This is a genomic window from Marinobacter sp. UBA5687 (genome assembly GCF_002420325.1).
GTDB classification, from domain to species: Bacteria; Pseudomonadota; Gammaproteobacteria; order Pseudomonadales; family Oleiphilaceae; genus Marinobacter; species Marinobacter nauticus.
This window is the reverse complement of record NZ_DIHV01000017.1, coordinates 1-13,584: the sequence shown is the minus strand read 5'-3', so window position 1 is coordinate 13,584 and position 13,584 is coordinate 1. Positions and strand designations below refer to the sequence as shown.

The following is a 13,584-nucleotide window of genomic DNA, read 5'->3' as shown; positions in this document are numbered from 1 at the left end:
CGCTTCTCTCCGGCCATCCATGGCCTCCCACATTTTTGGGAGGCCACCCCCAACCCAGAGCCCCTAGCGCGCGGTTTCTTCGGGCATCGGGTTGGTGTCAAGCAAGGCCAGCTCGCCGAGTCCCGGTAATTTGATACCCAGCGCCATGGGATTGATACCCAGCGACAACCCCAGAATATTCACTTCCAGACCCTCTCGAACCCCGGCCAAGACACCGAAATATCCACCCAGGGATAGCTGATAGCCCGCGCCACCCGGGCTTGGGGCGATCAGCCGGTCACCCAGGTAGTCCTTGCCAATGGCGTGGCTGGGCAGGGCTACGTCGAAATCCGGCGTTTCCCGTATCACCCAGGCTACGAAGGTGTTGCTGTTTGGCCCCGGCCAGGCTTCGTATTGGGTGGGGTAGGGATAATTTTCCACTGCCTGGTAGATCTGCGGAATCAAGGCCGCGGCTTTCTCTCCCCGAATATCTGCATACAGTTCCGGCCTGGCGCCGTACCAGTGTCTGTCCGGGTCGCCGGGGCGGGAATTGACCACGTAGGTGCGCCAGCCGGTGACCTCGTGCACCTGATAATAATCAGCGCCCTGTTCTTTGGTCGCAATCCAGGTATGTACCGCAAAGTAGCCTCGCCAGCTCCAGGCGCGTGCGCCATAGACCTGAATAATGGCTTCCTCCACCTGTTCGGGTCGAGGCGCTATACCGGCGCTTTCCCGGCTGGCGGTACGCCAGCTCTCCGCAACCTCAAGGCTGCTGCTGGCGGCCAACAGAAGGGGGCCGCCCAGAAGCAACAGCAGGGCGCCGAGCAGGCCCGCGGCGTATTTGAGAAGTCGTTTCATTTACAGGTCCGGTTCGAGTACTTCCAGCATGCTACAGGCGAGATGATACGCCTTTTAACGGTCAATGGATGAAGCAGGTTAAAGAATGGTAGTTTGCCCAAGCTCACGCTGGCTTCTAGGCTCAAGGTGTAAATATTCTTGAGTCAGGAGGCTGTCATGTCTGATCACCATGTCTACAAAAAAGTGGAAATCGTAGGCTCATCAAAGACGAGCATTGAAGATGCCATTCAGAACGCGCTGGATGAGTGCGGGAAAAGTATTCGCAATATGGAGTGGTTCGAGGTAACGGAAACCCGTGGCCACATTGTCGACGGAAAGGTCGGTCATTATCAGGTGGGCCTGAAAATCGGTTTCCGGATTGCCGATAGCTAAGCAAACTTAGCCGCTTCTTATGGCGCGGTGCCGGATGGTGGTCACCAGGTGATTCAAAAGCTCCCGAGCCTCGCCCTCATGCAGGCTGTGAAACTTGTCGTGCAGGACTCTCCGGTCGTGATCGGAAGCGCCGTGCCGGACTTCCTTCACCAGGTCCAGGTACTGGCAGGCGGCGAGGTGGGCCTTGATTTCCACGTCAATGAGCCGGGTGAGCAGTTCATCCACCGTTTCGTGACAGAAGGGGCGGTGCTGGTTCAGGTGATTTCGGGCGTCCAGCGCAGCGTTTCTGGCCTCCAGACGTAAGTCGTTGGCGGATTCACCGGTTTCGACAGTTCGCAGAAACTGCCCCAGGCGTTCGTGCAGAAGCCAGATGGCCGGCCAGGTCTTCTGGTAGGCTTCCATTTCCGTTTGGTAACGGGCTTGGTCCAGTGAGGAATGGCTGGTCGACGGGCTATGATCTGAGCGGTTGAACTGGCTGACCCGGATGTCATCCATTTCACGCCAGAGGGTGTCCGACCTTTCCCTCAATGCGCTGAGCTGGCTCTGGTTTTTGTTCCGTAACCGGGATGCCAGTATCAGGCTGAGAAGCGCCAGCACAAAGGCACCCAATGCCACCATCAGGGGTGGATCAAATGAGGTGAGTATGCTTCCTGGCAGACCGGTATCCATTGCCGTTCACCTGATTAAAGTCCGTCCTGGTCAATCAGTATACAGACTATTGCGGTGTTTGTTGTTTAAACGGCAGTAAGGTTTCCGCCTCTGCAAAATACCCTTGTACCTGCTCTGCTTCTTCCCGGATGAAGTCGGCAATGGCGTCCCGGAATCCGGGGTGCTGTATACCGTGCCAGGAATGGGTGATCACCGGTTCAAACCCCCGAACCAGTTTATGTTCGCCTTGGGCGCCGGCATCAAAATGTGTCAGCCCAAGCGCCAGCGCCAGCTCGATTCCCTGATAGTAACAGGTCTCGAAATGCAGGTGATTGTACTCGTCCAGACAGCCCCAGTATCGGCCGTAAAGTGTGATTTGCCCCGACAGAAACAGGGCCCCGGCGATCATTTCGCCCTGTTTGATCGCCATGATTACGTGCATATGCTCGGATAGCTGCCCTCTCAGTAACGTGAAAAACTGTTTGTTCAGGTATGGTCTCTGGCCCCGCTTCAGATAGGTGGCCTGGTAGAACACATAGAAGGCGGCAAGAACCTGGTCTGAAATATCCTTGCCATGGAAGCGGGCAAAGGTGATGCCCTGTTCCGCCACTTGCCGGCGTTCCTTGCGAATGGATTTACGCTTGCGGGAATTCAATGCCGCCAGAAAATCGTCGAAGCTGTGGTAGTTGTGGTTGTGCCAGTGGAATTGGCAGCCGATGCGATGCAGTTCATCGTCATGCGCCAGCAGTTGCTGGTCTTCGGCGTTGGGAAACAGCAGGTGCCAGGAGTGTGCCCCCAGGTGGTGTGTCAGGGTATCCAGCAAGTCGTGCAGGCGTTCGGGGGTCAGCTGTCGCCGGACCTCGGCGTCCAGCAGCAGCCGTGGTCCGGCAGACGGCGTGAACGGAATGGCGAGCAACAGCTTTGGATAATAGGGCAGGCCGTATCGCTGGTAGGCCTCGGCCCAGGACCAGTCGAACACATATTCACCCATGGAGTGGGTTTTCAGGTAGGCGGGTGCCAGGCCCACAATCCGGCCTTCGTGTTTGAATACCAGGTGGCTGGGGGTCCAGCCCGTTTCGGTGCGGGCGCAGCCGCTCTCTTCCAGTGACTGAAAGAATTCGTATCGAAGAAACGGATTGGAGACCCCCGCCAGTTGTTGCCAGTCCGATTTCGGGATGTCGGCAATACTGGCTCGGGTCTCCAGAGTGAGTTCGCGTGGCGCGTTTTCTGACATGGTTGGTTTCAGGTCGTTGACGAATACCTTCTACCATACGCCAGAACCCGCCATTTGATCACTCCTTGTCTTGCTTCCCACTGTTGCTACAGCGTTGCTGCATTTTTTCCTGCCACTGATTCATGCGTTTTTCCTGTTTGATCTGTCTTTCCTGGTGGATCTCCGCCCAGATCTGGCGCTGCTCCTCATTCAGTTTCAGGCGATCGGCCATTTCTGCCCGGTACTTTTCCCTCTCGGCCTGGCGCTCTTCACGGTTAAAGGGGCCTTTGCCTTCACGTAAGTTCTCGCACATTTCCTGTTTGTCCCACTTGCCGTTCTGGTGGTGTTTGCCGTGCCGTTCCGCGAGAACAGCCGGGCTGGCGGCCACCAGGCTTGCCATCAGTACACCGGCGGTTAACAGGGTGGTTTTTGCCTTCATGGGTCTTTCCTCGTCGTTGTTCACAATGGATGATGACCATGCTACGTCGGTGCAACGTCAGATGGTGTCAGGGCTACGTAAAGGTTCGGTAAAGGCCGGGAGCCCGCCCGCAGCGGTACAGAAGGGCCATGCTAGACTGTGGCCGTCACATCCCAGAGAGAAGACTATGCAGAACCGGGTACTGTTGATTGAAGATGACGACGAGTTACGGGAGCTGCTGGCCCGTTACCTTGCCAGCCAGGGCTTCAGTGTGCGTGAGGCCGCCAATGGTCGTGATGGACTGGCTCTCGCTCTGGGCCAGGATTGTGACATTGTGGTGCTCGATATCATGCTGCCCGATATCAATGGTCTGGATGTTCTGAGGCAACTTCGGGGCAAGACGCACCTACCCGTGATCCTGTTGACGGCCCGTGGCGATGAAACCGACCGAGTCGTCGGCTTTGAAGTGGGCGCCGATGATTACATTCCCAAGCCCTGCAATCCCAGAGAGCTGGTGGCGCGGCTTCAGGCCCTGCTTCGTCGTATCGCCTGGGATCAGAAAACCGAGGTAGACGCCAGCCGGACTTATGGCGACTTGCGGGTGGAGCCCGGCCAGCGCCGCATCTACCAGAATGACGCGCCCGTGGAACTGACGGGCACCGAGTATGAAGTGCTTCAGGTGTTGCTGGCCCATGCCGGCAGTGTGGTCCGCAAGACCGATCTCATGCAGTGGGCGCTGGGGCGCCGCCTTGAGGCCTACGACCGCACTCTGGATATGCACATCAGCAATCTTCGCAAGAAACTGGGCAATGATGACCCACCCCGCATCGAGACGGTGCGAGGACTGGGATACAGCTACCGGATACCCACATGATGAAGCGTTTCATGTTTCCTCTGTTCTGGCGGATTTTTCTATCCATCTGGCTGGCCATGGCGGTAACCGTGGTGGCCAGCCACCTTGCCTCGCGTTATCTGTTGGACCGGGAACGGCAGGCGATTGAACGCCAGGTGGGTTTACAGGAACTGGCTCGCGAAGCTCTAGTCATTCGTGAACAGCGGGGTCGGGGGGATGCCTGGCGCTTTTTGCGTTCGGAAGGTGAACGCCTGGATTTGCACCTGATGCTGATCGAAAAGGAGCAGGGCCAGCATCGACTGCCCCGGGCGATTCGGGAACGTATACAGTCCGGTTGGTACCCCCACAAACCAGCCGTTCTGGATCTGCAGGAGGGCTATCAGCTAGTTGCCTGGCCCCGGATGGGCGGCGATGGTTGGCTGGACCCGAGAATGTTCCGGTTTGTGGAGATGGGGCTGGCGTTCCTGTTGATCTCCCTGGCCTGTTGGTGGATTGCGCGAATGGTCTCGCGGCCGTTGAGACACATGGAGGGAACCGCCCGGGCGATTGCCGGGGGGGATACTGGTCTGCGGGTTGCTGGTCGCATTGCCCGGCGCCGTGATGAAGTGGGCCAGTTGGCGACGGCATTCAACGGTATGACAGACCGGCTGTGCCAGCTGCTGGACCGTCAGAACCAGCTGTTGCGGGATATCTCCCATGATCTTCGTACCCCGCTGGCACGCCAGCGGGTGGCGATTGAACTGGCTTCGGACAGCGGCGCCGATGAGGCATTGATGACCAGTATTCTGCGCCAGAACGAGCGGCTGGAAACCATGACCGGCCAGATTCTGACCCTGTACCGGGTGTCCGAGAACGGCGATGATATGGCGCGTGAGCCGGTCAAGCCGATGGTCCTGGTCAATCACGTGCTTCAGGATGCCGCCGATTATGCTGAGCACCAGCGCGTGGACTGCAAACTGGTGGCCTCGGAGGAGAGCAAAGCGGTGTCTGTGCTTGGCGACGGTGGTTTATTGCAGCGTGCGTTTGATAACGTGCTGCAAAACGCCCTGGATCACACGCCGCCGGGCAAATCGGTGAAGCTCTCTCTGTCCACGGGCAATGAGAGAATCCGTTTGATCGTCGCTGATGAGGGACCGGGTGCTCCTGAAGACCTGCTACAACACTTGTTTGAGCCTTTTTTCCGGGCTGACAAATCCCGTGGTGGCAAAGGTTGGGGGCTGGGGCTCGCTATTGCCCGTGATATCATTCAGGCCCACGACGGGCACATCAGTGCCCGCAACCGGGACGAGGGTGGCCTGGAAGTGATCCTTGAGCTACCGGTCTTTGTCGGAGGCTGAGGAATCGGCGTTCGGGCTTTGATCCGGTGCGTTGTCACTGCCCGGTTTCAGCTTGCTGGCGGCAGAAAAATCAATGCCTTCCTGCAGCTCGTCCTCATCAAACCGGATGCCGCAGGCGGCCTTGCGTATCCGCGCAGGGGCCGCGGTCCCGGGTTGGGTCTGTTCGTTGTCTTCGGTCGTCATAGGATCGCCCATGAGTAAGGATTACCCGATTCCTGCAGGATACCTTGAGCGGGAAACGGAAGTGAAGAAAAGCCGTTTTATTGCCCGAGTGTATCCCGTCAGTGACCGGGACGACGTACGAACATACGTTGACCAGGCCCACCGTGACTACCCCGATGCCCGTCATGTCTGCTGGGGGTATCAGATCGGCCGGCCCGGCTCTGCGGCCGAGGCTGCCATGAATGATGATGGTGAGCCTTCCGGAACCGCCGGCAAACCCATTCTGGGCGTGATCCAGCACAAGGATATGGGAGACGTGCTGGTGATCGTTATCCGCTATTTTGGTGGTATCAAGCTTGGAGCCGGTGGCCTGGTTCGGGCCTATGCCGGCGCCGCTGAAAGTGTCTTGTCCGCCGTTGACCGCGTGGTGCAGCAGGCACGTGTGCAGGCAACGGTGCAGTTCGGGTTTGCCGATGAGCAACCGCTGCGGCACTGGTGCGACGGGCATGAAGGGCGCATCGACGCGATTTCCTATACTACGCGGGTGACAGCCAGCGTTTCCTTGCCTGTGGCTCAGCAACAGGACTTCAGCGCGTTTTGCGAGTCCCAGAAGATGGATTACCGTTTTGAAACCTGACTCACTGAGGCAGGCCGGTAGCCCTGGGCACGCGTATACTGGAGACATATGGGAACAACGGAGTTAAGCCTATGCGTATTATCATGATCGCTGCTTTGGCGTTGGCCATCACCGGCTGTGCCAGCAATGTGGTGACCGACTACAATCCAGCCACCGTTTTTGGCAATTACAGCAGCTGGGCCTTTGCCAGCAACGCCCAGGACTCTGGTTTCACCTCGCTGGATGACGCCCGGGTTCGGGACGCGGTAGAGCGCGAGCTGAACCGGAAGGCCATGAAAAAAGTGACGGAAACTGAAGCTGATCTTCTGATCAGCTGGCAGATTGTGGCCGAGGAACGGCTTGAGCAGGTAGGCGTTGGCCTGGGGTTCGGGTTCGGCCATGGCAACTTCGGCTGGGGCCTCTCATCGCCGCCACCAGTGCGAGAGGTAACCGAGGGCAAACTGGTGGTGAGAATGGTTGATCGGACCACCGAGGAAGTGGTCTGGCAAGCCGCGAGTCGACGCTATCTCAATGAAAACCAGTCGCCGGAAACCCGTCGGAAACTGATTGACGAGGTTGTCTCGGAAATGTTTTCCAAATACCCTCCGGGCCTGAACTGATTGCAGATAAAGGCGTAATCATGGGTATGAACAAGCGCAAGGGCGGCCTTGTGTTCTCCACGGACCAGGGGCGGATGTGCCCGGAGTGCCGTAACCCGGTGGATGACTGCACCTGCCGGGGAGCGCAGAGGCCGGCCGGAGACGGTATTGTGCGCGTCAGCCGGGAGACAAAGGGGCGCAAAGGCAAGGGCGTGACCCTGGTGACCGGTATTCCGCTCGACGACAAAGAACTGAAAGCCTACGCCAAACAGCTAAAGGCCAAATGCGGTACAGGTGGTACAGTAAAAGACGGAGTGGTGGAGATACAGGGCGACCAGCGAGATATTCTGGTGCCGTTACTGGAGCAGAAAGGCTGGACCGTCAAGCGCGCGGGCGGCTAACGTTCTGAAGCTACCACAGTTGATCAATCAGGGGAGGCAGGCATGCACATAGCGGTACTTGGGGCAGGCGTCGTTGGTATCACCACCGCGTGGTACCTGCAGAAACAGGGGCACCAGGTAACCGTGGTCGACCGACAGAACCAGTCAGGGCTGGAAACCAGCTACGCCAATGGCGGGCAGGTATCGGTGTCCCATGCCGAGCCGTGGGCCAATCCTTCGGCGCCCCTGAAAGTCGCAAAATGGCTTTTCCAGCCGGATGCCCCACTGTTGTTCCGGCCGCGGATGGATCTTTACCAGTGGCGCTGGGCGCTGTCGTTCCTGGCTCAGTGTACCTCTGCCAAAGCCGCCCATAATATCCGCCAGATGGTCAATCTTGGCACTTACAGCCGTACATGCCTGCAGTCACTGCGAGACGAACTGAATCTCGATTATGACCAGTTAGCCAAGGGCATTCTGCATTTCTACACCAACCCTGCCGAATTCGATGCGGCTCTGGAACCTTCCCGCATCATGCGTGATCTGGGCTGTGACCGTCAGGTTATCGATGCTGGTCGTGCGGTTGAGCTGGAGCCGGCCCTTGAACCGATCCGTCATCGTATTGCCGGCGCGACTTACACCGCCGATGACGAAAGCGGCGATGCCCGAAAGTTTACCCAGGCTCTGGCTGAGAAATGTAAAGAAGCCGGGGTGGCTTTTGAATACGGCACCGAAGTGCTGGGTTTTGATCGCGCGGGTGACCGGATCCTTGGAGTGCTGGCGCTCAAGGACGGCAAACACCACACCCTTCGGGCGGACAGCTATGTGTTGAGCCTGGGCAGTTTCAGTGCGGTACTTGCCCGCCAGCTCGGGATGTTCCTGAATATCTATCCGGCCAAGGGCTACTCTATTACCGTGCCGGTGAAAAACGAAGAAGCGGCCTTTAACGTCAGCCTGACCGACGATGAATACAAGCTGGTTTACTCGCGCCTGGGCGACCGAATGCGTGTCGCTGGCACAGCAGAACTGAATGGTTACCGTCGCGACCTGAACTTTACCCGTTGTCGGGCGATTGTCCGTCGGGCTGCGGAAGTCATGCCCGAGGCTGGCTATTGGGATCAAGCCGAATTCTGGACCGGCTTGCGGCCAGCAACGCCATCCAATGTGCCCTACATCGGTAAAAGCCACTTCAGTAATCTGTACCTCAACACCGGTCATGGTACCCTGGGCTGGACCCACTCCTGTGGCTCGGCAGCCGCTCTGGCGGATATTGTTGCTGGGAAGGATCCTGAGGTGGACTTCACCTTCTCAGGCCTCTGAGCAGCCGACGATTCCGGTAGCACACAAATAAAAACGCCGGCGTCTGTTGCCAGGACGCCGGCGTTTTTTGCTTCCCCGGAAGATTAGTCTTTCAACTGATCCCGAATCAGTTTTTTGTTGATCTTGCCGACGCTGGTTTTGGGAATGTCTTCCACAAAACGCATCTGCTCGGGAATCGCCCATTTATTAATGTCGCCACTGTCGACAAACTGTTGCAGGTGCTGCTTGATATCCTGCTCAGAGATGGATTCTCCGGGCTTCAGGGTGATCAGGGCGTAGGGACGTTCCCCCCATTTCTCATCGGGCACACCTACCACCGCAGCCCCGGCAACGGCAGGGTGCTGGCTGATCATGTTCTCCAGGTCGAGCGACGACAGCCATTCGCCTCCGGTCTTGATCACATCCTTGATGCGGTCTTTGATGGTCAGCGTGTTGTCCGGCTCCATGGAGGCGACATCACCGGTGTGTAACCAGCCGCCTTCCCACAGTTCCTCGCCTTTGTCCGGTTGTTTGAAGTAACTCTGGGTCAACCAGGGGGCGCGAGCGACCACTTCACCCTTGGCTTCGCCATCATGGGCTACGGGGTTGCCGTCAGGATCGACAATTTCCAGTTCCACCATGGGCACGGCTTTACCGGTCTTCACCCGGATTGCGGTTTGCTGCTCCAGGGGCAGTTCAAGGTCCGCCGGGGAGAGGTGCGTGGTGCTCAGCAGCGGGCAGGTTTCGGACATGCCGTAGCCGGTGAACATCTTGATGCCCAGTTTCGCCCCCGCATCGCACAGGCCTTTGGTCAGGGCGCTGCCACCGATGAGCACATGCCAGTTGCTCAGGTCCGCGGTCTTGATGGACTCGGTGGCCATCATCATCTGCATGATGGTGGGCACGCAGTGGGAGAAACTGACTTTGTGCTCCTTGAGCAGATCCACCAGCAACTCGGGTTCATAGCGACCGGGATAGACCTGCTTTATTCCCATCATGGTGGCCGCGTAAGGCACGCCCCAGGCGTGAACGTGGAACATGGGCGTAACCGGCATATACACCGAGGATGAACGCAACAGCGGCATTTCGTCGAAATGGGAGATGCTGCCGGCCATGGAAAGCGTATGCAGTACCAGCTGGCGGTGGCTGAAATACACGCCTTTCGGGTTACCGGTGGTGCCGGTGGTGTAGAAAGTGGTGGCGACGCTGTTCTCGTCGAAATCGGGGAAGTCGAAGTGGTCGCTGGCCCCCGCGAGCAGGGCTTCGTACTCGCCGTGGGTGTCGAAAGAGGCGTTGCCCGGCTTGTCGCTGTCGGTTACCTGAATCCAGGTTTTGACGGTTTTGATCTCGTCTTTCACGCCCTCGATGATGGGCAGGAAGTCATCGTGCACCAGTACCGCGTCGTCTTCGGCGTGGTTCATGGTGTAAACGATCTGCTCCGGCGACAGGCGCACGTTGACCGTGTGCAGTATGGCGCCAATCATCGGAATCGCAAAGAAACACTCAAGGTACCGTGGGGTATCCCAATCCATCACAGCCACGGTATCGCCGGGTTTGATACCGGCGTCAGTCAGGGCATTGGCAAGTCGATGGATGCGTTCGACAAGGTCCTTGTAGGTGTACTTGCTGCGATCGGCGTAAACGATTTCCTGGTCCGGGTTGTAGCGGGGGCCGGACATCAGTAACCGCTTGATCAGGAGCTGGTACTGGTGGGCATTGTCAGCCGGTTTGAGAATTCGGGGTTGAGCCATGTTGTTGTCCTCTTTCTCTGCTTATGTTTGTTGTCACGGTAAGAAAGACGGGCTGAGTGGGGCTTATCCGTAGGTACAGAGATAAGCAGTATCGGCATCCGTTTTTGCTTTGAAGCTTGCTTGCCCCGCTACCTCAAAGCTCTCGCCGGCGCCGAAGGTTTGCCAGTCTTGCTGGCCTGGCAGCAGCACGGTCAGTTCACCGCTGACGACCGTCATGGTTTCTTTTTCTGAGGTGCCGAATTCGTATTCCCCGGCACTGATAACACCGACTGTGGCAGGCAGTGTGCTGGACTGGAAAGCCACTGATTTTACCTTGCCATCGAAGTATTCATTGACTGTCAGCATGTCTGGTATTCCTTGAAATGGTTTGCAGCCTACTATACTGGAAATTCCTGTGCTGCCAATCACAAACTATTGGTTTGAGGTACCTTTTCCAGTTCGGGTTGGCTGCCCGTGCTTGAGCTCCTCGAGCCCGCTATTGAGTTTGTGGGTAACCGGGTCATATCGTTCCTGCAGCTCATCCTTGATGGTGCCGGCCCAGAGTTTGGCGCCGGTGAAATAACCGGCCCGGCCTATGACATGAGCGGCGATCGGAGCTGTCAGAAAAATGAAGATAACAATGGCAACCGCCCGCGCGGCCACGGTACTGTCCCCGAAATAGAACGCCACGCCACCCATGGTCATCATGGCGCCCAGGGCACCGGCTTTGGTGGTGGCGTGCATGCGGGTGGGAAGGTCGGGCAACCTCAGAACGCCGATGGCGGCCAGTACCATGAAAGCAGCGCCCACCAGGAGCAGGACCGATACCAGTATTTCAATCATTCTTTACGCCTCCCCGCTCGACGAATCTGGCGAAGCCGATGGCTGCCAGAAAGGCAGTCAGAGCGATAACGATGGCAACATCCAGAAAACTGGCCACGCCGGTGTCAATCGCGTGCACTCCCACATAGCCGACCACGATGGAGGCGATCAGCTCCAGTGCGACCACCCGGTCCGGCAGGGATGGCCCCCGGGTGAGCCGAATGAAGGCGAAGAGCAACGCCAGTGACAGCATGAGATAGACAATATTGATCACCACATTCAGCATGACTGGCCTCCTAGCGCGTCACCTTCAGGATTCGGCGTTCGAGTTCTCTCAGGTCGTTTCTGAGCTGCTCTTCGTCGTGAAGAAACATGGCGTGGATAAACAGCACCTTCCGATCGTCAGAGACATCCAGGCTCAGTGTCCCGGGTGTGAGAGAAATGACACTGCTGACAAACAGAATTTCCATGTCGGTCTCAGCCCGGAGCGGAAACGCGATCACCCCCGGCTTCATATGCCAGACGGGCGTTGCGATGTCATAGGCGACCCGCAGATTCGACTTCACCAGTTCTTTCAGAAAATACAGCAGGAAAGCGACAAGGCGGGGTATCCGGCGGGAATACCCTTTCAAAACCGGGACCTGTTTTTGCAGCACCATGAGGGCGACATAGCCAAAGATAAAACCAGCGAGCAGGTTCATGGCTGTGATACTGCCCGTGAGGGTTACCCAGGCCAGAGCCAGCAGTAAATTCCAGAACAGGCCGATCATTCAGGTTGCCCTCCCAGAACCGCTTCTATGTAAAGCTGCGGGTTCATCAGTTGCTCGGCGGCGGATTCTGCAAGCACGTAAATGGGCTGACCATAGAGGCCAATGATCAGTGTACACACCGCAAGCCCCACCACAGGGGTGTAGTAGGCCCAACTGCGTTGGTCTTTGATGTCACCATTGAGCCGTCTGGTGTCGGTAACGTGCTCGGGGACTTTCTTCCAGAACACTTCCGCCCAGATCTTGATCATGGAGTAGAGGGTCAGCAAGCCCACCAGCAGGGCGACCGCTGCGACAAGATATTCGCTGGATTCCAGTGTGGCACGGACAACAACGAACTTGGCGAAAAAGCCGGACAAGGGCGGAATACCTGCCAGCGACAGGGCCGGAATCAGGAATAGTAACGCCAGGTAAGGGCGCTGCCGATACACGCCACCCAGGTCTTTCAGCTCATAGCTGCCCAGCAGGCGATAGGTGATGCCGCTCACCAGGAACAGATTCGTTTTAACGATGATGTGATGCATGATGTAAAACACACCGCCAATCAGCGCCAGGGGCGTAAACAAGGCTAGTCCCAGAAGCATGTAGCCGATCTGGCTGACGATGTGGAAGGACAGAATCCTGCGGAACTCGAACTGTGCGGCGGCGCCGAGTACACCGGTCAGCATGGTCAGTGCCGCCGCCCAGAGCAGGATGGTGTGGGTGTATTCCACATCCTGGGTGAATATCAGTGTAAATACCCGATAGAGCGCATACACCCCGACCTTCGTCAGCAATCCCGCAAACAGTGCGGATACTGCGACCTGAGGGGTGTGGTACGAGGCCGGGAGCCAGAAAAACAGTGGGAATGCCGCCGCCTTGATGCCAAACGACACCATGAACATCAGCGACACAACGGTGATCATGCCGGGATCTTCAACTCGGCTCACCTTCTGGGCGATATCCGCCATGTTGAGGGTGCCCACCATGCCGTACAGCAGGCCGACGGCTGACAGGAATAGGGCCGATGAAAACAGGTTCAGGGTAACGTATTTGATGGCGCCTTCCATCTGGGCACGCTCGCCACCGAGGGTGAGCAGGGCAAAGGAGGCCAGCAGCATGACCTCAAACCAGACGAAGAGGTTGAAAATATCGCCGGTCAGGAAGGCACCAGCGACCCCGGCAAGCAACAGGTGCATCAGCGGGTAGTAGCCGAACCTTTCGTGGCCCGGAGGCGTTGAAGCCAAGGAGTAGATGGCGATGGCGAGCCCGATAATGCCAGTCAGCACAATCATGATGGCGCTGAGGATGTCCGCCACCAGCACAATGCTGAACGGCGCCGGCCAGCTGCCCATTTCAACCACCAGAAAGCCTTTGTCGATGGTTGAGCGCATCAGCCAGATGCTGGCGGCCAGCAAAAGAGCGGTGGCTACCACGCCAACCAGGCGTTGCAGCTGAACCGAGCGCCACAGCGCCAGGGACAGGGCGCCGGCGGTCAGGGGGATCAGAATCGGGAGAACAACTTCCAGGTTCAAGTGTCGGTATCCTTCATCTT

Annotated in this window: 18 protein-coding genes; 7 read left to right on the top strand and 11 right to left on the bottom strand. The window is 57.7% G+C overall.

The window, feature by feature from the left end:
* Window positions 1-63: 63 nt before the first annotated feature.
* Window positions 64-837: a DUF3750 domain-containing protein gene (locus B3Y70_RS01645; RefSeq protein ID WP_113879963.1), complete on the bottom strand. Its 774-nt coding sequence runs from the start codon at window positions 835-837 to the stop codon at window positions 64-66.
* Between the two features lie 156 nt (window positions 838-993).
* On the opposite strand from B3Y70_RS01645, the gene B3Y70_RS01640 reads away from it, so the two are divergent.
* Entirely contained in the window at window positions 994-1,209 is a 216-nt protein-coding gene (locus B3Y70_RS01640) for a dodecin (protein ID WP_014422233.1), read from the top strand.
* 6 nt (window positions 1,210-1,215) lie between these two features.
* Here the strand turns inward: B3Y70_RS01640 and B3Y70_RS01635 are convergent, their stop codons facing one another.
* From B3Y70_RS01635 to B3Y70_RS01625, 3 genes are read right to left on the bottom strand one after another with little or no spacing between them, the layout of a single operon-like run.
* A complete protein-coding gene (locus tag B3Y70_RS01635) occupies window positions 1,216-1,878 on the bottom strand; it encodes a hypothetical protein (protein ID WP_014422232.1) in 663 nt (220 codons plus the stop codon).
* Between the two features lie 46 nt (window positions 1,879-1,924).
* Window positions 1,925-3,091: a GNAT family N-acetyltransferase gene (locus B3Y70_RS01630; protein ID WP_273030458.1), complete on the bottom strand. Its 1,167-nt coding sequence runs from the start codon at window positions 3,089-3,091 to the stop codon at window positions 1,925-1,927.
* A gap of 58 nt (window positions 3,092-3,149) precedes the next feature.
* Window positions 3,150-3,509 carry a hypothetical protein gene (locus B3Y70_RS01625; RefSeq protein ID WP_273030457.1) on the bottom strand — a complete coding sequence of 120 codons (360 nt, stop codon included), beginning with the start codon at window positions 3,507-3,509 and terminating at the stop codon, window positions 3,150-3,152.
* 166 nt (window positions 3,510-3,675) lie between these two features.
* Between B3Y70_RS01625 and B3Y70_RS01620 the strand changes: the two genes are divergently transcribed.
* Together B3Y70_RS01620 and B3Y70_RS01615 are read left to right on the top strand one after the other, a co-directional pair.
* Window positions 3,676-4,362: a response regulator transcription factor gene (locus B3Y70_RS01620; protein WP_199452380.1), complete on the top strand. Its 687-nt coding sequence runs from the start codon at window positions 3,676-3,678 to the stop codon at window positions 4,360-4,362.
* Window positions 4,359-5,678: a sensor histidine kinase gene (locus B3Y70_RS01615; protein ID WP_199452379.1), complete on the top strand. Its 1,320-nt coding sequence runs from the start codon at window positions 4,359-4,361 to the stop codon at window positions 5,676-5,678. Before B3Y70_RS01620 ends, B3Y70_RS01615 begins: the two co-directional genes overlap by 4 nt.
* On the opposite strand, the gene B3Y70_RS01610 is transcribed toward B3Y70_RS01615, so the two are convergent.
* Window positions 5,655-5,861 (bottom strand): hypothetical protein, encoded by a 207-nt coding sequence (locus tag B3Y70_RS01610; RefSeq protein ID WP_223268788.1) that lies wholly within the window; start codon window positions 5,859-5,861, stop codon window positions 5,655-5,657. The two genes, B3Y70_RS01615 and B3Y70_RS01610, sit on opposite strands and share 24 nt — an antisense overlap.
* Before the next feature lie 10 nt (window positions 5,862-5,871).
* On the opposite strand from B3Y70_RS01610, the gene B3Y70_RS01605 reads away from it, so the two are divergent.
* The 4 genes from B3Y70_RS01605 to B3Y70_RS01590 all read left to right on the top strand — a co-directional run bounded on the left by B3Y70_RS01605 (window position 5,872) and on the right by B3Y70_RS01590 (window position 8,752).
* Entirely contained in the window at window positions 5,872-6,477 is a 606-nt protein-coding gene (locus tag B3Y70_RS01605; RefSeq protein ID WP_022991475.1) for a YigZ family protein, read from the top strand.
* A 71-nt stretch (window positions 6,478-6,548) separates the two neighbouring features.
* On the top strand, window positions 6,549-7,076 hold the full coding sequence (locus B3Y70_RS01600; RefSeq protein WP_153741000.1) for a DUF4136 domain-containing protein: 528 nt from the start codon (window positions 6,549-6,551) through the stop codon (window positions 7,074-7,076).
* A gap of 20 nt (window positions 7,077-7,096) precedes the next feature.
* The gene (locus B3Y70_RS01595) at window positions 7,097-7,456 is read left to right on the top strand and encodes a translation initiation factor Sui1 (protein WP_011786309.1); all 360 of its coding nucleotides are present in this window, start codon (window positions 7,097-7,099) and stop codon (window positions 7,454-7,456) included.
* 42 nt (window positions 7,457-7,498) lie between these two features.
* Window positions 7,499-8,752, top strand: a complete 1,254-nt coding sequence (locus B3Y70_RS01590) for a D-amino acid dehydrogenase (RefSeq protein WP_183576593.1) — start codon at window positions 7,499-7,501, stop codon at window positions 8,750-8,752.
* A gap of 83 nt (window positions 8,753-8,835) precedes the next feature.
* Here B3Y70_RS01590 and B3Y70_RS01585 read toward each other — a convergent pair whose 3' ends face one another.
* From B3Y70_RS01585 to B3Y70_RS01560, 6 genes are all read right to left on the bottom strand, one after another.
* A complete protein-coding gene (locus B3Y70_RS01585; protein ID WP_121207194.1) occupies window positions 8,836-10,482 on the bottom strand; it encodes a fatty acid--CoA ligase in 1,647 nt (548 codons plus the stop codon).
* Window positions 10,483-10,545: 63 nt separating this feature from the next.
* On the bottom strand, window positions 10,546-10,827 hold the full coding sequence (locus tag B3Y70_RS01580; RefSeq protein ID WP_224849776.1) for a pyrimidine/purine nucleoside phosphorylase: 282 nt from the start codon (window positions 10,825-10,827) through the stop codon (window positions 10,546-10,548).
* A gap of 66 nt (window positions 10,828-10,893) precedes the next feature.
* Window positions 10,894-11,304: a monovalent cation/H(+) antiporter subunit G gene (gene mnhG, locus B3Y70_RS01575; protein WP_222448906.1), complete on the bottom strand. Its 411-nt coding sequence runs from the start codon at window positions 11,302-11,304 to the stop codon at window positions 10,894-10,896.
* Window positions 11,297-11,569, bottom strand: coding sequence for a monovalent cation/H+ antiporter complex subunit F (locus B3Y70_RS01570; RefSeq protein ID WP_011786304.1), 273 nt, complete (start codon window positions 11,567-11,569; stop codon window positions 11,297-11,299). Before B3Y70_RS01570 ends, mnhG begins: the two co-directional genes overlap by 8 nt.
* A gap of 10 nt (window positions 11,570-11,579) precedes the next feature.
* Window positions 11,580-12,053, bottom strand: a complete 474-nt coding sequence (locus B3Y70_RS01565; protein WP_153741004.1) for a Na+/H+ antiporter subunit E — start codon at window positions 12,051-12,053, stop codon at window positions 11,580-11,582.
* Entirely contained in the window at window positions 12,050-13,564 is a 1,515-nt protein-coding gene (locus tag B3Y70_RS01560) for a Na+/H+ antiporter subunit D (protein WP_011786302.1), read from the bottom strand. Before B3Y70_RS01560 ends, B3Y70_RS01565 begins: the two co-directional genes overlap by 4 nt.
* Between the last annotated feature and the right edge of the window lie 20 nt (window positions 13,565-13,584).